The 20067-nt window shown below is 36.4% G+C and carries 19 protein-coding genes and 1 pseudogene; 16 read left to right on the top strand and 4 right to left on the bottom strand.

What is annotated here, in order from left to right:
• Window positions 1-21 precede the first annotated feature (21 nt).
• Window positions 22-1350 carry a dihydrolipoamide acetyltransferase family protein gene (locus ACKXGU_RS04275; protein ID WP_463466827.1) on the top strand — a complete coding sequence of 443 codons (1329 nt, stop codon included), beginning with the start codon at window positions 22-24 and terminating at the stop codon, window positions 1348-1350.
• 87 nt (window positions 1351-1437) lie between these two features.
• On the opposite strand, the gene ACKXGU_RS04270 is transcribed toward ACKXGU_RS04275, so the two are convergent.
• A complete protein-coding gene (locus ACKXGU_RS04270; protein ID WP_463466826.1) occupies window positions 1438-2640 on the bottom strand; it encodes an NAD(P)/FAD-dependent oxidoreductase in 1203 nt (400 codons plus the stop codon).
• A 256-nt stretch (window positions 2641-2896) separates the two neighbouring features.
• Here ACKXGU_RS04270 and ACKXGU_RS04265 point away from each other — a divergent pair, with 256 nt between their 5' ends.
• From ACKXGU_RS04265 to ftsY, 8 genes are all read left to right on the top strand, one after another.
• A complete protein-coding gene (locus ACKXGU_RS04265; protein WP_463466825.1) occupies window positions 2897-3673 on the top strand; it encodes an exonuclease domain-containing protein in 777 nt (258 codons plus the stop codon).
• 1 nt (window position 3674) lies between these two features.
• On the top strand, window positions 3675-4286 hold the full coding sequence (locus ACKXGU_RS04260) for a fumarylacetoacetate hydrolase family protein (protein ID WP_463466824.1): 612 nt from the start codon (window positions 3675-3677) through the stop codon (window positions 4284-4286).
• Complete coding sequence (locus ACKXGU_RS04255) at window positions 4287-4628, top strand: Hpt domain-containing protein (protein ID WP_463466823.1); 342 nt, start codon at window positions 4287-4289, stop codon at window positions 4626-4628. It abuts the gene before it with no gap.
• Window positions 4628-5875 (top strand): competence/damage-inducible protein A, encoded by a 1248-nt coding sequence (locus tag ACKXGU_RS04250; RefSeq protein WP_463466822.1) that lies wholly within the window; start codon window positions 4628-4630, stop codon window positions 5873-5875. The genes ACKXGU_RS04255 and ACKXGU_RS04250 overlap by 1 nt, the downstream gene beginning before the upstream one ends.
• Window positions 5876-5975: 100 nt before the next feature.
• The gene (gene rpmB, locus ACKXGU_RS04245; protein WP_463466821.1) at window positions 5976-6212 is read left to right on the top strand and encodes a 50S ribosomal protein L28; all 237 of its coding nucleotides are present in this window, start codon (window positions 5976-5978) and stop codon (window positions 6210-6212) included.
• Window positions 6213-6231: 19 nt separating this feature from the next.
• A complete protein-coding gene (gene rpmG / locus ACKXGU_RS04240) occupies window positions 6232-6420 on the top strand; it encodes a 50S ribosomal protein L33 (RefSeq protein WP_463466820.1) in 189 nt (62 codons plus the stop codon).
• 46 nt (window positions 6421-6466) lie between these two features.
• Window positions 6467-6619 (top strand): DUF4295 domain-containing protein, encoded by a 153-nt coding sequence (locus tag ACKXGU_RS04235; protein ID WP_463466819.1) that lies wholly within the window; start codon window positions 6467-6469, stop codon window positions 6617-6619.
• Between the two features lie 148 nt (window positions 6620-6767).
• Complete coding sequence (gene ftsY, locus ACKXGU_RS04230) at window positions 6768-7721, top strand: signal recognition particle-docking protein FtsY (protein ID WP_463466818.1); 954 nt, start codon at window positions 6768-6770, stop codon at window positions 7719-7721.
• Between the two features lie 7 nt (window positions 7722-7728).
• On the opposite strand, the gene ACKXGU_RS04225 is transcribed toward ftsY, so the two are convergent.
• Window positions 7729-8805 (bottom strand): serine hydrolase domain-containing protein, encoded by a 1077-nt coding sequence (locus ACKXGU_RS04225; protein ID WP_463466817.1) that lies wholly within the window; start codon window positions 8803-8805, stop codon window positions 7729-7731.
• A gap of 161 nt (window positions 8806-8966) precedes the next feature.
• On the opposite strand from ACKXGU_RS04225, the gene rimO reads away from it, so the two are divergent.
• Window positions 8967-10271 (top strand): 30S ribosomal protein S12 methylthiotransferase RimO, encoded by a 1305-nt coding sequence (gene rimO / locus ACKXGU_RS04220; RefSeq protein WP_463466816.1) that lies wholly within the window; start codon window positions 8967-8969, stop codon window positions 10269-10271.
• Window positions 10272-10278: 7 nt separating this feature from the next.
• Here rimO and ACKXGU_RS04215 read toward each other — a convergent pair whose 3' ends face one another.
• On the bottom strand, window positions 10279-11133 hold the full coding sequence (locus tag ACKXGU_RS04215; protein WP_463466815.1) for a CPBP family intramembrane glutamic endopeptidase: 855 nt from the start codon (window positions 11131-11133) through the stop codon (window positions 10279-10281).
• Between the two features lie 78 nt (window positions 11134-11211).
• On the bottom strand, window positions 11212-12486 hold the full coding sequence (locus ACKXGU_RS04210; RefSeq protein WP_463466814.1) for a carboxypeptidase-like regulatory domain-containing protein: 1275 nt from the start codon (window positions 12484-12486) through the stop codon (window positions 11212-11214).
• A 201-nt stretch (window positions 12487-12687) separates the two neighbouring features.
• Here ACKXGU_RS04210 and bshC point away from each other — a divergent pair, with 201 nt between their 5' ends.
• From bshC to ACKXGU_RS04180, 6 genes and pseudogenes are all read left to right on the top strand, one after another.
• Window positions 12688-14292: a bacillithiol biosynthesis cysteine-adding enzyme BshC gene (gene bshC, locus ACKXGU_RS04205; protein ID WP_463466813.1), complete on the top strand. Its 1605-nt coding sequence runs from the start codon at window positions 12688-12690 to the stop codon at window positions 14290-14292.
• Between the two features lie 3 nt (window positions 14293-14295).
• On the top strand, window positions 14296-15666 hold the full coding sequence (locus ACKXGU_RS04200; RefSeq protein WP_463466812.1) for a pyridoxal phosphate-dependent decarboxylase family protein: 1371 nt from the start codon (window positions 14296-14298) through the stop codon (window positions 15664-15666).
• A gap of 50 nt (window positions 15667-15716) precedes the next feature.
• Window positions 15717-17253 (top strand): annotated as a pseudogene (guaA, locus tag ACKXGU_RS04195) (glutamine-hydrolyzing GMP synthase).
• A 41-nt stretch (window positions 17254-17294) separates the two neighbouring features.
• Window positions 17295-19229: an amino acid ABC transporter substrate-binding protein gene (locus ACKXGU_RS04190; RefSeq protein WP_463466811.1), complete on the top strand. Its 1935-nt coding sequence runs from the start codon at window positions 17295-17297 to the stop codon at window positions 19227-19229.
• Window positions 19230-19286: 57 nt separating this feature from the next.
• Window positions 19287-19826: a DUF922 domain-containing protein gene (locus ACKXGU_RS04185; protein ID WP_463466810.1), complete on the top strand. Its 540-nt coding sequence runs from the start codon at window positions 19287-19289 to the stop codon at window positions 19824-19826.
• The gene (locus ACKXGU_RS04180; RefSeq protein WP_463466809.1) at window positions 19826-20059 is read left to right on the top strand and encodes a DUF3820 family protein; all 234 of its coding nucleotides are present in this window, start codon (window positions 19826-19828) and stop codon (window positions 20057-20059) included. Before ACKXGU_RS04185 ends, ACKXGU_RS04180 begins: the two co-directional genes overlap by 1 nt.
• Window positions 20060-20067 lie beyond the last annotated feature (8 nt).

Genomic DNA, 20067 nt, shown 5'->3' with positions numbered 1-20067 from the left:
AAACAGCGTTCCATTACAGATATGGCAAAATTTGAATTAAAACTCCCTAAAATGGGGGAAAGTGTCGCAGAAGCAACCATCACATCTTGGTTGAAAGAAGTAGGTGAAACTATTGATGCAGACGAAGCCGTTTTAGAAATCGCAACCGATAAGGTTGATAGTGAAGTGCCCAGTGAAGTAGAGGGTATTTTAGTTGAAAAGCTATTTGATGTTGACGATGTGGTTCAAGTGGGGCAAACTATTGCTATTATAGAAACTGAAGGAGAAGGCAGTGTTTCTGCATCATCACCAGAATCGGCAAAAACGGAAGCAGCTCCAGCAGCACCTGTTGTTGCCGAAGTTGAAAAAACCGTGGTAGCAGCTCAAGAAACTGCTGCTCCCATAGTCTCTTCAGGTGATCGATTTTATTCACCGCTGGTTAAGAATATTGCAAAAAAGGAAGGCATTTCTCAAAGTGAATTGGATGCTATGCCTGGAACTGGTAAGGATGGACGCGTTACTAAAAATGACATACTTGCTTATTTAGGAAACCGTTCAGCGACTCCAAAAGTTGAGGCATCTGCCACATCGAGTACAGTCGAGAAGTCTCAACCAATCAGTGAAACTGAAAAAACAAAAGCGACACCTGTCGTGGCTTCTGGTGATGATGAGATTATTGAAATGACGCGAATGGGTAAACTCATCGCGCATCATATGGTCGAGTCTGTTCAGACATCAGCACACGTGCAGAGTTTTATTGAAGCTGATGTGACGAAAATCTGGAATTGGCGTAATAAAGTCAAAAATGAATTTGCAAAACGTGAAGGCGAGAACTTAACTTTTACACCTATATTTATGGAAGCCGTTGCTAAGGCATTACGGGATTTCCCCATGATGAATATTTCGGTGCAAGGTGACAACATCATCAAGAAAAAACATATCAATTTAGGTATGGCGGCTGCCTTACCAGATGGTAATTTAATTGTACCGGTAATTAAAGATGCCGACCAATTGAATTTGGTTGGAATGACTAAAAAAGTGAATGATTTGGCTAACCGCGCCAGATTAAACCAATTAAAGCCAGACGATATTCAAGGCGGAACCTACACAGTGACGAATGTTGGAACTTTTGGTAGTATCATGGGAACACCAATTATCAATCAGCCGCAAGTGGGTATTTTAGCATTAGGTGCCATTAGAAAAGTACCAGCAGTTGTCGAAACACCAGAAGGTGATTTCATTGGTATCCGTTACCGCATGTTTATGTCACACTCTTATGATCATAGAGTTGTTAATGGCGCATTAGGTGGTCAGTTTGTGAAGGCTGTAAAAGATTATTTAGAAGCCTGGGACCCAAATAGAGAAATTTAAATTGTCATTCCGAGCTTGTCGAGAAATCTCTTAAAAAAACAAAAAGCACCACATTTTATGGTGCTTTTTTTGTTTAAAAACGGAATCTTAAGGCATCCAAGCATAGCCTCTTTTTGATTTCCACAGAAAGTATTTTTCCAACAAAATTTTGGTAAAATCGTAAAATACATTCGGTAGCATAATGGCAATGGTTCTAGGTTTAAACAAATTATTGGAAAAAATAAGGACCTCTTTCTTACCGGCATCCATGACACAAAGTCCTGGGATTTTACCCCAAGGTTTTTTTACTAACTTGGAATTACCATTAACGGTTCGAATAATATTTTTAGCCACAATTTTACCAGTTTCATCAGATGGATATCCGGTTTTTGGTGCAGAGAAAGGAATGTTTTTACATTCAAATGGTAAATCAACTTGCACAGCAATACCAGCAGCCCATACATTTTCTAACTGCTTATGACGATAAGTGTCTTCAACGGGAAGATAGCCATTCTGATTGGCATAAAGTGACGGTGAGTTTTGAACAAAATCGACACCTACAAATGGCGGCATCAATTGCGTTAATGAACTTTTTATTTCTTCTCCGTTAGAAAGAATCACAGAGTTGGGAGTCACTTCTTTGACGGCAACTTGCGTTCTGTAATGAATGTTGAACATCTTCATAAAAGTCTTGAGCATCGTTTCACCAAGTGGCATGCCATCGATTCCAAAATGGCCAAGGTAATCCTCTGGTGTTATCCAGTAGAGATCGACTTTTTTTCTGATTTTTTGTTCACGTAACCATTTTTCTACATTGAATAAAAATTCATAGGCTGCACCCATACAACCAGCGTTTTGCGTGGCGCCAATAACAATCGGACCAGGATTTTCTTTAAAAGCCTCCAAAGCACTTCTCAATTTCATAGCACCATTTGGTGTTCCTACATAGTGTGAGTATTCGGCAACACCTGGAGCAACATCAAACTTGACTTTTGGTCCTGTAGCCACAACTAAATGGTCGTAGTTGAAATCACCTTCAGTGGTTCTAACTGTTTGTGATTGGGTATCGACACTCAACGCTTCCGCGTGGATAAAATCAACGCCTTTCTTTCTTAAAATATATTCTTTTTTAAATGATATATCCTTCATTTCCCGTCTTCTAAAAGGAACCCAGATTAAAGAGGGAATGAATAGAAATAATGGCGATTTATCTATGAGAATAACTTTATGGTCTTTTTTACCTTTACGCTTAATTTCCAAAGCCGCAGTCATACCTGCAAAACTGCCTCCAATTACTACTGTTGTTGTCATGATTAATTAGTGTTTTAATTAATTCTAGTTTAAATGATAATTTTATAACAAATGTTGTAACAAAATCATAGTCAAAATTACTGTATTAATAAGATAAATAATATGACAATTATCAGTTGCGAATTGATTTCCAATGTACTTATTGTGTGAAAAACATAAGAAATAAAAGTTTATAATAAGGTATTGATAAGGTATTTTAAATCTAAATTTTATTTACCAAGAAACTCCGTTATCTTTGTCAAAACATTCTTTTTTAATGAATTTAAACTTATCAAAACCCATCTGTTTTTTCGATTTAGAAACGACAGGGGTTAACATTACTTCAGATCGTATTGTTGAGATTGCCATTCTTAAAGTGTATCCTGATGGGAAGGAGGAATCAAAGCGATGGTTGGTGAACCCAGAAATGCCTATTCCCAAAGAAGTGACTGCTATTCATGGAATATCAGATGCTGATGTAGCCAATGAACCAACCTTTAAGGAATTAGCAAAAGAGATTCATAACATGATCAAAGATTCCGATTTAGGAGGATTTAATTCCAATAGGTTTGATATACCACTATTAGCAGAAGAAATGCTACGAGCCGATATGGATTTTGATATGAAAAATAGATTATCGGTAGATGTGCAAACCATTTTTCATAAAATGGAACAACGTACCTTGAGTGCCGCTTACAAATTTTACTGCGATAAGATTTTGGAAGATGCACATACAGCAGAGGCAGATACCAAGGCCACTTATGAAGTTCTTAAAGCCCAGGTAGCTAAATACGACGAATTGGAAAACGATTCTAAATTTTTAGCGGAATTCAGTTCTCGTAAAAAGTTTGCGGATTTTGCTGGGTTTATTATTTACAACAAAAAGGGCGAAGAGTGTTTTTCATTTGGAAAACACAAGGGGAAACGGGTAGAAGATGTATTGAATGAAGAGCCTGGATATTTTGGCTGGTTGCTGAATGCCGATTTTCCGTTATACACAAAAAAAGTGCTAACAGCCATTAAATTACGGGCATTTAATAATAAGTTGAATTAGAATGAAGCTCATTTGTATAGGCCGTAATTATGCCAAGCATATTGAAGAATTAGAAAATGAAAGACCAACAGAGCCCGTTGTGTTTTTAAAACCAGATACTGCTATTTTATTGAAAAAGCAACCGTTTTTCATTCCTGATTTTTCAGATGAGGTTCATCACGAGGTTGAGGTGTTGGTCAAAATAAATAGGGTCGGTAAGTACATCGATAAAAAGTTTGCACATAAATATTACGATGATATAGGTTTAGGAATTGATTTCACGGCACGTGATGTTCAATCAAAACTAAAAGAAAAAGGGTTGCCTTGGGAAAAGGCTAAAGCCTTCGATGGTTCAGCCGTTATAGGAAAGTGGCTTTCCAAAGACCAGTTTTCAGATTTAAACACTATCAATTTCTCGCTTCAAAAAAATGATGAAGTGGTTCAGATGGGAAACACCAGTCATATGATGTGGAAAATTGACGAGTTAATAGAATATGTCTCTAAATATTTTACTTTAAAGATAGGAGATATTATATTTACCGGAACACCTGCTGGTGTTGGCAAGGTAGTTGCCAATGATAAACTAAAAGGATTTTTGGAAGACAAAGAAATGTTTTCAATAACAATAAAATAAATGGAACAACATTACAAATTATACCGAGTACGTGAAATGGCTGATAATGATGAAGATTTTGTAGCGGCTTTGGCTGCTGCATTTTTGGAAGAAGTGCCAGAAGATTTGGAACGATTAAAAACCGCTGTTGCCAAAACAGATTACTACTCGGCTTACCAAGCAGCTCACAAAATGAAGCCAACTGTCGATTTGTTCGAGTTGGGTGTCCTTCAGGATTTAATTGAGGTTCAGGATTGGGGAAAGTTTGAGAAAACGGATATGGACCCAACTGAAAAATTACATATTGTCGCAACGGCTGTTGAGAATGCAATTGAAGAAATAAAAGCTGACTTTGGATTGTAATGCAAGCTGAAATCATAACCATTGGAGATGAGATTCTAATTGGTCAGATTGTCGATACCAATTCAGCCTTCATTAGTAAGGAACTCAACAAAATAGGTGTTTCAGTATATCAAATCACATCGGTTCAAGATGATAAGGAGCATATTCTAAAATCACTGCGCGAAGCTGAAGAAAATGCTGATATAATTATTATTACGGGTGGTTTAGGTCCTACTAAAGATGATATCACCAAACGAACCCTTGCTGAATATTTTAATGACACTCTAATTCAAAGTCCTGCGGTTTTAAAAAATATAGAACATCTTTGGGAAGTCTATATTAAAAAGCCACTAACACAAGTGAACATTGACCAAGCATTAGTCCCTTCAAAATCTACGGTTTTGATGAATAAATATGGTAGTGCTCCAGGTATGTGGTTGGAAAAAAACAATAAAATTTTTATTTCGCTTCCAGGTGTACCCTTTGAGATGAAAGCCTTGATGAATGATGAAGTCATTCCGAGACTCCGCAAAGCCTATCAGTTTCCATATATCAAACATGTCACATTGTTAACGTATGGTATGGGTGAAAGTTCCTTGGCGGCAAAAATTGAAGATTGGGAAGATAATTTACCGAGTTTTATGAAGTTGGCTTATCTCCCTGGACTAGGTCGTGTGCGGTTGCGTCTATCGGCTAAAGCAATGAGTAAGGAGTTGGTAGAAACCGAGATGCTAAAGCAAATAGATGCTTTGTTGCCACAAATAGATGATATTTTTGCGGGCTATGAAACCGATGAATCCATTGAAGCTCTCATTGGTAAGCAATTAATATACTTAGAAAAAACTGTTGCTACTGCCGAAAGCTGTACGGGAGGAAAGATAGCAGAGTCATTTACAGCTATTCCTGGCGCTTCCAATTATTTTAAAGGCAGTGTGGTTAGCTATGCTACGGAAGCTAAAATTAATGTACTAGGGATTTCAAAGGAACTCATTGATGAATTTTCAGTAGTTTCTAAACCCGTGGCCGAAGCTATGGCTAAAAGTGTTTTAAATTTATTTAATACAGATTATGCTATTGCAACAACGGGAAATGCTGGGCCAGATAAGGGTGATTCTGATGCCGAAGTGGGTACAGTTTTTATTGCTATAGCAACAAAACAAACAGTTTTTTGTGAAGAATTTAATTTTGGAAACCATCGTACCAAAGTAATTGGAAAGGCTGTAAGTAAAGGTTTTGAAATGCTACAAAAAGAAATTTTAAAAAAGTAGTTATTTTAGTTTGTTGATATTCCAAAGATTTACTAAATTTGCACCCTGTTTTGAAATAATAGATTGATCAAAGCACATTAACATACTTAAAGTTAGAAAAATGTCAAGAGTTTGTGAACTTACAGGAAAGAAGGCAATGGTTGGAAACAACGTGTCTCATGCAATGAATAAAACGAAACGTAAATTCAATGCGAATTTAGTTAAGAAACGTTTTTACATTCCAGAAGAGGATAAGTGGGTTACATTAAAAGTGGCTACTTCAACATTAAAAACTATTAACAAAATAGGTATTTCTGCTGCTTTAAAACAAGCCAAAGCAAACGGATATATTAAGTAATAGCTAAAAGTTTAGAAAAATGGCAAAGAAAAGTAAAGGTAACAGAATACAAGTAATATTAGAGTGCACAGAGCACAAGGAGTCTGGTATGCCAGGAACTTCAAGATATATTACAACTAAAAATAAAAAGAACACACCAGATAGAATGGAGATTAAAAAATTTAATCCTATTCTTAAGAGAATGACTGTTCATAAAGAGATTAAGTAATCACAGAGATTTTCACCTGGTGAAAATGTCCTAAAATAATTAAGACATGGCAAAGAAAGCAGTAGCATCGTTACAAACAGGATCTAAGCGTTTAACAAAAGCTATTAAAATGGTAAAATCTCCAAAAACAGGATCTTACACATTTGTTGAGTCTGTTATGGCTCCTGAATTGGTTAACGATTGGTTAAGTAAGCAATAATAAGTCTTTACTTAAGTAAAAAATATTCAAGCTGCTTTCGGTTTATCGAAAGCAGCTTTTGTTTTATATTTATTGGCGAATGACAAATGGGCAGATTTTCAATTGAGGCAAAACATTTGCTAGGATCTGTTTAGTTATTAATAGTACTATGAGTTTTTTTAAAAAAATATTTTCTTCAGAAAAAAAAGAAACCCTCGACAAAGGGCTTGAAAAATCGAATACGTCTTTCTTTAATAAATTAAGCAAAGCGGTAGCAGGGAAATCTAAAGTAGATGATGAGGTTTTGGATAACCTTGAAGAGGTTTTGGTGACCAGTGATGTAGGAGTCAATACCACTTTAAAAGTCATTGAGCGTATTGAATCCCGTGTTGCAAAGGATAAGTATCTAGGAACAGATGAATTGAATAAAATACTTCGTGAAGAAATCGCAGGGTTGTTAAGTGAAACAAATTCGGGTGAAGAAACAGAATATACCATTCCAGCAGATAAAAAGCCATATGTTTTGATGGTAGTGGGAGTCAATGGTGTTGGAAAAACAACTACCATTGGAAAACTGGCTTATCAATTCAAGAAGAAAGGATTAAAAGTAGTTTTAGGAGCTGCCGATACATTTAGAGCTGCTGCCATTGACCAATTGCAAGTTTGGGCTGATCGTGTGGATGTTCCCATGATTAAACAAAAAATGGGTAGTGATCCAGCTTCTGTAGCTTTTGATGCACTTCAGTCTGGTGTTAATCAAGATGCCGATGTCATCATTATTGATACGGCTGGTCGTTTACATAATAAAGTTAACCTTATGAACGAGCTAACCAAAGTTAAGCGCGTTATGCAAAAAGTGGTTGGCGATGCTCCTCACGATGTCTTATTGGTTTTGGATGGTTCTACAGGTCAGAATGCTTTTGAACAAGCCAAACAATTTACAGCAGCAACCGAAGTCACTTCTCTAGCAGTTACCAAATTAGATGGTACTGCAAAAGGTGGTGTGGTAATTGGAATTTCTGATCAGTTTCAAATTCCCGTAAAGTATATCGGAGTAGGTGAAGGTATCGAAGATTTACAAGTCTTCAATAAGTATGAGTTTGTAGATTCTTTCTTTAAATAGATAGCGTCTAATAAATCACTGCATTTATCTGTTCCCAAAGTTCATTATCGAAAGTAGAGAGTGCAAAATTTTCATCATCAGCAGCTTCTCCCATTCTGATGACCACTAAATTTTTACTGGGAACTACATAAATTTTTTGATCGTTTTTACCTAAAGCAGCAAACATATCGTTGGGAGCATTAGGAATCAATTCACCAGTAAATTCAAATTGGGATTGTGGTAAATGAAAACTTGATTTACCATTCAACCACCATAAATAGCCATAAGCTTCATTAATGTCTTGAGAGGTATTGGTAGCATCATATAAAAAGGCTTCAGGGATAATTTGAGTTTCCTCCCATTGACCATTGGCAAAAATGAGTAAGCCAAAACGTGCCATACTGCGAGTATTACTCCAATAAACACTTAAATCGTTCAATGGAATCCAATTACCCGACATACCAATGACATCTCTTAAGTTTGCGTTGAAATAGTTAGGCCAAGTTTGGCCACTTGCTTGTGAAATTACATCCTGCATTTTTACATAAACATTGTGGTATGCCCAACGCGTTCCGGCATCAGCAATATATTGTAAATTTTCAGGAGAAACATCATCGCCTAAACTATCATCCAATCCTGAATCCATAGACAACAGATTTCTACATGTAATCAGATTTTCCTTTTCCAAAGGAGCACTGGTCCAGGCGGTTCCAAGATAATCAGACACTTTATTATTGATGTTGATAGTGCCATTGTCTTGAGCAATTCCTGCCAATGCAGTTGTCAGTGTTTTTCCAGCGCTTGCCCAATACCAAGGTGAGGACTCTGAATGACCATTAAGATACCATTCCACAGCAATTTTACCATTGTAAAGCATGATAAAACTTCTGGTGTTTTTTTCTTCCAAAAAAGTCATCAGGTTTGATAGCTCTTGGTCATTCCAATTCAAGTCGCTAGGAGCAATCGTTTCCCAATTGTTAGAATCTATTGGCGGGAAATAAACAGTTGAATTTTCAGGGTTGTTAGGGATGTTGGGTTCAGAATCACTGGAAGAACAGGATATCAATAACGATAGACCAAAACATAACAAAAGGGAGGCTTTCATAGACAGATGTTTTATTTATGACTGTTAAAGGTATAAAAGGTTTAATTAATATGATTTAAAAATTTATATTCCACCCCAACATATTCATAAACATCAAAAATCAAAAATCGTCAATCTAAATTCGTCAATCATTCAGTATCTTTGCTGCCTGAAATTTAGTTATGAGAACAAAGTCGCTTAAAAAGAATAAGATTAATGTGGTTACATTGGGTTGTAGTAAAAATGTTTACGACAGTGAGGTGCTCATGGGGCAATTAAAAGCCAATGGCAAGGACGTGGCTCATGAGGAGGAAGGTAATGTTGTGGTTATCAATACCTGTGGTTTTATTAATAATGCGAAGGAAGAGAGTGTGAATACCATTTTGGAATTCATGCAGAAAAAAGAGGCAGGTGAAGTGGACAAGGTTTTTGTAACAGGTTGTTTGAGTGAACGCTACAAACCCGATTTGCAAAAGGAAATACCTGATGTTGATGCCTATTTTGGAACAACGGAATTGCCACATTTATTAAAAGCTTTGGGTGCTGACTATAAGCACGAGTTAATAGGTGAGCGCTTAACAACCACTCCTAAAAATTATGCTTATTTAAAAATAGCTGAAGGTTGTGACAGACCTTGCAGTTTTTGTGCTATTCCCTTAATGCGCGGTAAACATAAAAGTACACCAATAGAAGAATTAGTGACTGAAGCCGAAAAACTGGCAGCCAATGGTGTCAAAGAATTGATTTTGATTGCACAAGATTTAACCTATTACGGACTCGATTTATACAAAAAACGGAATCTGGCAGAACTATTGGAAGCCTTGGTAAAAGTGGATGGTATTGAATGGATTCGATTACACTATGCCTTTCCAACTGGATTCCCATTGGATGTCTTGGATGTGATGAAACGAGAGCCTAAAATCTGCAATTATTTGGATATTCCGTTGCAGCATATTTCTGATGACATTTTAAAAAGTATGCGTCGTGGAACTAACAAAGAGAAAACAACTAAACTCATTAAACAGTTTAGAGAGGCTGTACCAGAAATAACCATTCGTACCACATTAATTGTAGGGTATCCAGGTGAGACCGAAGAAAACTTCCAGGAGTTGAAACAGTGGGTGCAGGATATGCGTTTTGAACGATTGGGATGCTTTACCTATAGTCACGAAGAAAATACCCATGCCTATAATTTAGAGGATGACGTTCCAGAAGATGTGAAGCAAGAACGTGCTAACGAAATCATGGAAATCCAATCCCAGATTTCGTGGGAACTCAACCAAGCCAAAATAGGACAAACCTTTAAAGTGGTTATTGACCGAAAAGAGGGCAACTACTTTGTGGGCAGAACTGAATACGATTCACCAGACGTAGATAACGAAGTCCTGATTGATGCCTCTAAAACCTATTTGAAAACTGGTGAATATACCCGTGTAATGATTACGGATGCGGCGGACTTTGACCTTTATGCAGAAGTGGTGAATTAAAAATGAGTTATAAGTTTTCTTTAATTGCTTTTCTCCAATAGTAATTACCAAAAACAAGAGTAACTATGGCAAACATAATGCCATTCTCACCCAACCAATGCTCACTTCCTTCAACTTTCATGGTTAGTGGTGGCATTATTTTTTGAATATAAACATTGCTAACGGCGTGAAAGATTACAGCTGGCCATAAACTTTTAGATTTAAACGTGTAGTAGGTCATAATAAATGACATAGAAATAATGACTGTAAAGAAAGTTATAAATTCCAAAAGCATGTTATTGCTGTAATAAACAAGCAGCGGCCAATGCCAGGCAGCCCATATAAAGCCACTAAATATAGATACTCCAGTAAAAGACAGTACCTTTCTTAACTCATAGATAAAAAATCCTCGCCATCCAATTTCTTCTCCTAGAGTAGTGGCCATAGCTCTTACGACGCCTACAGTCCCCAAAAGTAGAATAGCAATAATTGTTATCGACAAGGGGCTTAATGTCCCAATTCCAATCAAGCCAAGTTCTTTTCCCCAATCAGTAATAGCTTCACCATTTACTACACTTCCGAAACCAAAAATCCAGATAAGTAAATAAGTCATGATACCGTATAAGGCTGGAATAAAATAAGACCATCGAATATATTTCCAATCTCCCCAATTCCAATTTAAAGATGATATCTTGCGCCCTTTTATTTTTAGGGTAATAAATGCAGCAATTGCGGGGCACCACATAATAGCACCTACATATATTCGAGAAGGATATAAGTTGACTATGGCATAATGAAAAGGTGAAGTAAGAACAACGACGATTAAAAGAAATAAAAAGATTGTTTTCCAAGCGTCCCTCCGTTCCGATAAATCTTTAAGCATTTGGTTTTTTTGATTGGTTTGTTAAAGGTAGACGAAGGGATACGGGATTTGTTACACCACAATAATTGTCTTTCTTTATTATTCGGATTCGTCCTTTTCTAATTGCTTATTAATTTTTTTAATGGCGTTTTCAATAGATTTTTCAGGTTCAATAATATTGTATTGCCCCCAAAATTCAGGATCTGAAAATCCAGATATCTGATCTATTAAAATGGTCGTCGGTCTTAATATTAAATCCCTATTGCCAGGTTTTGTAAATTTTTCTTGGGCAATCGCCCAATCGGTAATGGCCATTTCACTATTTAAGGTGTAATAGCTATTGAACAGTCGCCCTTTCCAATTGACCTTGAAAGTTAGAAGAATATTACTGTAACTAAAATACCATTTACCATTTCGGGTACGATAATTTACACGATAATTGGCTTCGGTAGGATACACTCGAACCCTATTGGGCTTTTTACGAATAAATAATTCGCTGGCTAAAACTCTGTTTTCTACATTCAGACTGTAAATGGCACTCGTGAGTGCTAAACTTTCAGAATCAATGAATAATTTGCCATAATATAGTGGAATCTTCAATTCAGGTTTTTGCTTGAAGTTTACCACATAAACTAATTGATCATTAATTTGTGTAGACGTATCAAACGAAAAAATGTATTGTGATAAAGTTTCTTCCGAAAAAATATATTCAGGATACTTCACCACATCGGCATATAAGTTGCTAAATGGACCACCTTGTAGTTTTAAGGCCAAAGTATCTAGTTTAGAATAATTGGTATTTTTTCGAACCTTCACAATCGTAACGGCATCCTGTCTGTTATTGGTATAAGGTTGTTTGTTGATTTTAATTACTGCCTCTGAAAGTGATGCATTTGTGCGTCGTTTTTTTATGGTTTCACGATAAAAGGCCGTCATGGTTACGGGTTCTGTAAAGTAATTATCACCACTTTTCGTCAGCATTAATCGTACTAGCGACTCGGCATCTTTGGGCCTGGAAATTCGTATTTCATCCAGTTGTGTGAATGTTGGTTTTAGGGATACCTGACCATTTTTTAGAAGCTCGGAAACGGAAACGCTATGATCGGCATAGCCTAAAAATTGAATAGTGACCAGAGAATTCAAATATTGTTCCGGTACTTTTAACAAATACTCACCTTCGGTATTGGTAATGGTAGCAATATTAGTGTCTGCTACAATAATATCTGCAAAAACCAACGGATCGTTGTTGGATGAGTCCACGACAGAACCCTTGATTTCAACAAAACTATTTTGTTCTTGTGCTACCAGATTAGGTATTGTTAAAACCATGAAAAGCATTGTAGCGTAATTTCTAAAGTTGAAATAATACCGCATAGTTTAATTTTTTTTTGTAGCTAATGATAAAGTTATGAATAAAATAAACAAGATGGTAATTTCAGTGTGCTAAGAATATCGTTGTGTTCCAATTAATAATATGTTATTCATAATTAGTCGTGTTAAAAAAAAGCTAAAAACACAATATCTGTTTAGAATCTGTAAAAGATGGTATCTTTACATAAATTTTGAATTGAAACTATGCATTCCGAATGTATTCCGTTTAAAGAAACCGGTTATTTTTCAGATTTAATTTGTGACTATCTTGAAGAGTATGCACAACTAAAACCATTTTACAATAGGTTCCCAAATATTGAAAACTTCAAAGCACAAATTTTAGAAAAGCAATCCAATTACAACAAGCAGTCAAGACAAGTATTGGTTGATTCCCTTAAAAATCAATATCAAAATATTCATGTTTCAAAAGAAACCGAATTAAATATTGAGTCTCTTAGCCAAGAAAACACGTTTACAATCACTACGGGTCATCAATTAAACTTGTTTACAGGACCACTTTATTTTTTCTACAAAATTGTATCTGCCATTAACTTGAGTAAGGATTTAAAAAAGCAATATCCAGAATATAACTTTGTGCCAGTTTATTGGATGGCAAGTGAAGACCATGATTTTGAGGAAATAAATTTCTTTAATTATCAAGGAAAGAAAGTACAATGGAGTAAAAATGTATCTGGAGCGGTTGGTGAGTTAAGTTTAGAAGGACTCGATGAAGTTTGCAAAGTCTTTTCAGGGGAGTTGGGGCCTGGAATAAATGCAGATGCCCTAAAAAATCTATTCAAGGAGTCTTATTTAAACCACAACACGTTAACTGATGCTATGCGGTATTTAGTTAATAGTCTCTTCTCTAAGCATGGACTCGTAATTCTTGATGGAAATGATGCTGATTTGAAACATTTATTCATTCCATTCATAAAAGAAGAACTACTAAATAACATATCATTCAAGAATGTTTCCGAAACCAACGAGCGTCTAAATAAGTTGGATGCCAATTATAAAATTCAAGTAAACCCTAGGGAAATCAATCTATTTTATCTGGATAAAAATCTGCGGGAGCGCATTGTTGAAATGGATGGTAAATATCATGTTTTAGAAACTGACCTAGTCTGGAGTAAAGATGAATTGATGACCGAAGTTGAAAAGCATCCGGAGCAGTTTAGTCCCAACGTCATTACCAGACCTTTATATCAGGAGGTAGTACTTCCTAATTTATGTTACATAGGTGGTGGCGGTGAATTGGCCTACTGGTTTCAGTTAAAGTCTAACTTTGAGACTCAAAACATTCCTTTCCCCATATTATTATTGCGGAATTCGGTGTTGCTTCTTACAAAAAAACAAAAAGGGAAACTGGATAAACTAGATGTAACTATCGAGGATTTGTTCTTGAAACAAGACCATTTGATATCGAAAGTTACCAAACAACTTTCAAAAATTGACATCGATTTTTCTTCACAAAAGGAATTCTTGAATAAACAGTTTAAAGATCTCTATGCATTGGCTGAACAAACAGATAAATCTTTTGTGGGAGCCGTTGCTGCTCAAGAGCAGAAACAAATTAAAGGATTGGAACACCTTGAAAAACGTCTTTTAAAGGCTCAAAAACGGAAATTTCAAGATCATATTGAGCGCGTTGTTTCAATTCAAAACAATTTATTCCCCAACAAAAGTTTACAAGAACGTCAAGCCAATTTTTCTAGCTTTTATTTGGAGTTTGGAGACCAATTAATTGATGAGTTAGTGTTAAATTTGCAACCGTTAAAAGGCGAATTTACAATACTAAATCTAGACTGATTCATGCATAAAATTGATATTGAGCTAATTGAAATGACCCTGGATGTTATGAAATATGCCATTGGTAGAATTTCAGCTACGGAGCATCATATAGGGAAACCCAAAAAATCAGAAGAATTAAAGGCACTTGTAGGAGAAACGATTACCGAAAAAGGTATCGGAGGTGAGTATGCTTTTAATCTATGGAAAGAGCATTTGTCAAAAGCCAATGTACCCGTGGATCATCCCAGAAATCTGGCCTTTGTACCAGCATCACCAACGCGTGCTGCTGTGATGTTTGATTTGGTTACTTCGGCTTCAAGTATCCATGGTGCGTATTGGATGGAAGGTGCTGGTGGAATTTTTTGCGAGAATGAAGCCATGCAATGGATTGTGTCACTCACAGGGTTACCTAAAGGTGCTTTTGGCGTGTTTACCAGTGGAGGTACAGCAGCTAACTTATCAGCAATTGTGACGGCAAGAGAATACTGGCGACGCGACGATACCTACAAGCGCGAAAAGGGTTTGATAATCACTTCAATTGGTGCGCATTCATCAATCAAAGCTATGGCGAAAGTTGCGGATGTGGATATTCTTTTGGTAGACACTGAAGAAAAACTAACGGGTCAATCATTAAAGGAGACCATTGAAAACTTAACATTTCATCAACGTAAACGCTTATTTGCAGTGGTAGCAACAGGAGGTACCACTAATGCTGGAATTATAGATGATTTAGATGGTATTGCAGAAGTGTGTCAATCCGAAAAACTATGGTTTCATGTGGATGCAGCTTATGGTGGTGGTGCTTTAGCAGCTGATTCCGTAAGGCCGCTGTTCAAAGGCATAGAAAAAGCAGATAGTATTACTATAGATCCTCATAAATGGATGTTTTCACCCTATGACTGTGGAGCGGTTATTTATAAAAAACCCGAATTGGCAAAAGAGGCTCACTCTCAACAAGGTTCTTATTTGGATATTTTCAAGGATGAAGGTGCTCATGGATTTAATCCAACCGATTATCAAATACAATTAACCCGTCGTGTTAGGGGATTACCTTTGTGGTTTTCACTGGCAACACATGGTACTGAAAAATACAAGCAATCGGTTGAACGTGGTATTGAATTAGCTAAAATAGCTGGGCGAATGATTGATTCAGATCCTAATTTAGAACTAGTTAGGGAACCTAGTCTCTCTTGCGTGTTATACAGAAGAAAGGGTTGGAAACCCGAAGATTACACGCATTGGACCTATGAAAATCACAGAAAAGGGTTTGCTTTGGTAACACCTACCAAATGGAAAAATGGCGATACATTTGAAACGGTTTCCAGATTTTGTTTCATCAATCCAGATACTACTGAAAAAGATATTCAGATGATATTGGATTCCATGGCCTAATTTTTTAAAATATATAAATACATTTTTGGTATTAAATATTACTTTTGCACATGCAACACAACAACATACTTATTTTAGATTTCGGTTCGCAATACACACAGTTGATTGCCCGACGAGTCAGGGAGTTGAACATTTATTGTGAAATTTACCCTTACAACAAAATTCCAAGTAACATAGATGAATATAAAGCCGTAATCCTTTCCGGTAGTCCGAATTCTGTAAGAGGAGAAGGTGTTTTACATCCCGATTTAAAAAACATTCGCGGTAAAAAACCGCTTTTAGGTGTTTGTTACGGAGCACAATATTTAGCCCATTTTTCTGGAGGCGAAGTAGCACCGTCAAATACTCGTGAGTATGGTCGTGCCAATTTATCCTTCGTCAAGGAAAAGGAAGATTTTTTTCATAATATCTATGAAGGTAGTCAAGTTTGGATGAGCCATAGCGATACCATAAAAAAACTACCAGAAAATGCGGTTTTATTGGCCAGTACCCATGATGTTGAAAATGCGGCTTATAAAATTGAAGGTGAACCAACTTACGCCATTCAATTTCACCCGGAAGTATATCATTCAACGGATGGGAAACAATTATTAGAAAATTTTTTAGTGCATATAGCAGGTGTCAATCCGGATTGGACACCACAATCCTTTGTAGAAGAAACTGTTGATGAACTAAAGTTGAAACTTGGGAATGATAAAGTGGTATTAGGACTTTCAGGAGGCGTTGATTCATCGGTGGCGGCTATGCTATTGCATAAGGCTATTGGAAAAAATCTGTATTGCATTTTTGTGAACAATGGTCTTTTACGGAAAAATGAATTCCATGACGTTTTGGAGCAATACAAGGGTATGGGACTAAATGTAAAAGGTGTTGATGCTTCGGCACGCTTTTTGGATGCATTATTAGGATTGAGTGATCCAGAGCAAAAGCGTAAAGCTATTGGTCGCGTGTTCATTGAAGTGTTTGATGATGAAGCTCATGAGATTACCGATGTTAAATGGTTGGCACAAGGAACTATTTATCCGGATGTCATTGAAAGTGTATCGGCAACTGGTGGACCAAGCGCGACTATCAAAAGTCATCATAATGTAGGGGGATTACCAGATTTTATGAAGCTTAAGGTGGTTGAACCGTTGAAGGCATTGTTTAAGGATGAAGTACGTAGAGTGGGAGCTTCTATGGGAATGGATAAGGCGCTTTTGGGACGTCATCCGTTTCCAGGACCTGGTTCTGGCTATCCGAATTTTAGGTGATATTACTGCTGAAAAAGTTCGTATATTACAAGAGGTTGATGCAGTATTTATTGGAAACTTAAAGAAGTATAATTTATACGATAGCGTGTGGCAAGCAGGTGCGATTTTGCTTCCAGTGAATAGTGTTGGTGTTATGGGCGATGAGCGTACCTATGAAAAATGTGTGGCTCTTAGAGCAGTGGAAAGTACGGACGGAATGACGGCTGATTGGGTGAATCTACCCTATGAATTTTTGCAAAAAACGTCCAATGAAATAATAAATAAAGTTAAGGGCGTTAATAGAGTAGTATACGATATTAGTTCAAAACCACCGGCTACCATAGAATGGGAATAGTCCAATACGTTGTAGTGTCCGTATATTAATAAAATATATTTATGAAACAGTTTTTTTACCTTCTGGCTTTTATTATGACTATTGGTTGTGCCTCTGCAAATGCACAAAATTATAAAACCCACAAAGTAAAAGCAGGTGAAACCATTGAGGAAATAGCCAAACTGTATAATGTAACACCATTTGATATCTACAGTCTCAATCCTGATGCTAAAAAAGGCTTGAAACGCAATGCGGTATTGATCATTCCAAAATCAAAAATTAGTACATCTTCACCACAGGCGGCAATTACTAAAGAATTATCGGGTTTTAAGGAATACAAGGTTAAAAGAAAGGAAACACTGTATAGCATATCCAAAAAATTTGATGTAGAGCAAGAGGATATCAAAAAGCATAATCCCTTTTTGTATGCTGATAATCTAAAAAAGGGAGATCGACTAAAAATTCCGGTTTATAAACGCGTTTTGGAAGTTAAGGAGCCAGAGTCTGCAACACAACAATACACAGTTTTACCCAAAGAAGGTAAATGGCGTATTGCCTATAAATATGGCATTACGGTTAACGAATTGGAGGCATTGAATCCAGGTATGGCGGAAGTATTAAATCCAGGCGACAAAATCAACGTACCTAATATCAGGCCAGCTGATCAAAAAGAAGTCGATAATCAATACTCCTATTACGAAGTCTTACCGAAAGAAGGATTTTATAGACTGAAGCTTAAATTGGGACTGGAACAGGAAGAGTTGGAAGCATTAAACCCAGAGCTTAAGGAAAGTGGCCTGAAAGTAGGTATGGTTCTAAAAATACCTTATTCTGAAAATGTGGATGCTGCTTTGCCAGGTTTGGAAGAAGTGAATTTGGGTCATACCATTAATACAAGAGAAACGAAACGAATTGCTATTATGCTTCCGTTTAAGTTGAATAAAATTGATATAGACTCGGTGGCTGATACCAAAGCATTAATGAAAAAGGATCCTTTTTTGAAAATGTCCATGGATTTTTATTCAGGAGCCATAGTCGCATTAGATTCTTTGGAGAAAATGGGAGCATCGTTAAGAGTAAATGTTTTTGATACCAAAAATCAGGCAAGTGAAGTTTCTAAAATATTAAATGATAATGACTTCAAAGAAGTATCGGCTGTTATTGGACCATTTATGCCCAACAATGTTGAAAAAGTGGCCACTGAATTAAGGAAATATAATATCCCAGTGGTGTCCCCAATTACCAAAAATGTCACTTTATCAGAAAATGTGTTTCAATCCAGACCATCTGAAGATTTATTATATGATAAAATTGTCAACACCATAAAACAAGATGTAAGCATTGATCAAATAATCATAATAGCCGATAATGATCATGTTAAAGTCAGTGACAATCTTAAAAGGGAGTTCCCAATAGCACCACAAGTCTATTCCCGTAAGGATAAGAATGATAAAGAAGCCTATTTTATTTATGATGATGATATTCTGCCAAAACTAAAACCAGGTAAAAATGTAGTCTTTTTAGAAACATTAAGCCCTGGATTGGTTTCTAATGTGTCCAGCAAACTGAATGCATTTATAACAAAGGAGCGTCAAATTGTTCTGGTGACAACCAATATGAATGATGCCTTTGAAGATGATGAGGTTTCTAATTATCATTTATCCAATTTGCAATTTGAATTTGCAGCCATTGCTAAAATGTACAATGAGGACGATGCCAATAGCTTTGCCAAAAACTATGTCAAACGATTTGGAGTAACTCCCAATAAAGTGGCAGTACGTGGTTTTGATATAACCATGGATGTTATTTTGAGAGTATTGAATTATGAGGACCTTTATGAGTCGGTCAATGAAGCACCACTCACTACCTATGTAGAAAATAAATTTGCCTACAAGAAGAAATTCATGGGTGGTTACTACAATAACTCGGTTTATTTAGTTAAGTATCAGGATTTAAAAATTGTTGAAATCCAAGATACTTCCGAAAAGCAGGACTAAAATATATAATATTGATCGGGTTTATACGTTTCTATTATATCATTTTAAATAGTTATCATGTATAAGGGCTTAATGCTTTTATTTGTTTTTGTATCGCTTCAAACCAAAGAATCTGAAATAGCCTGGTCTTCGGATTATAAACTACAATGGTCCAATTTTAAGGGAGCACCCAATATGAATTCTGATGCCGCAGCAACAACGGCTTCGGGAATAACGTTTGGTTATAGAATGAGTGAGACGGATGGCCAAATAACGCAGTTTATAGCCGATGTTACGGCCCATTTTTATCCTGATAAATCATGGTATAAACCAGAAGAGGTCAGCAATCATATTTTGGAACACGAGCAATTACATTTTGATATAACCGAGTTGCATGCGCGTATCCTGCGTCAACATATCAGTAAAATACAGGTGTCTAATTCGGTCAATTCCGAACTGGAAAATTGGCATCAACGCGTTTTGAAGGATCTGGGAGCTATGCAAGACGCCTATGACGCAGCCAGTGATTTTTCCAGAAATAGGGAACAGCAAACACATTGGAAAGAAACAGTTACTAAACAACTAGAGGAACTAAAGGCTTTTACAAAACAAGAATAATGTTGCAACCCGATAAAGATTTTCTGATTAAACTGGCTCATACCAAAATGCCTTACGGGAAATATAAGGATCGTTATATCATTGATTTACCGGAATACTATATCGTTTGGTATCATAACAAGGGATTTCCAAAAGGGAAATTAGGTGAATACCTTCAAACAGTTTACGAGCTGAAAGTGAATGGACTGGAAGAAATTGTGAGAAACATCAAATCCAATTTTCCAAAGCGATAATAGCTGTT

It is taken from the genome of Hanstruepera sp. CR43 (assembly GCF_055227665.1).
This window is presented reverse-complemented; position numbering and strand designations above follow the sequence as displayed.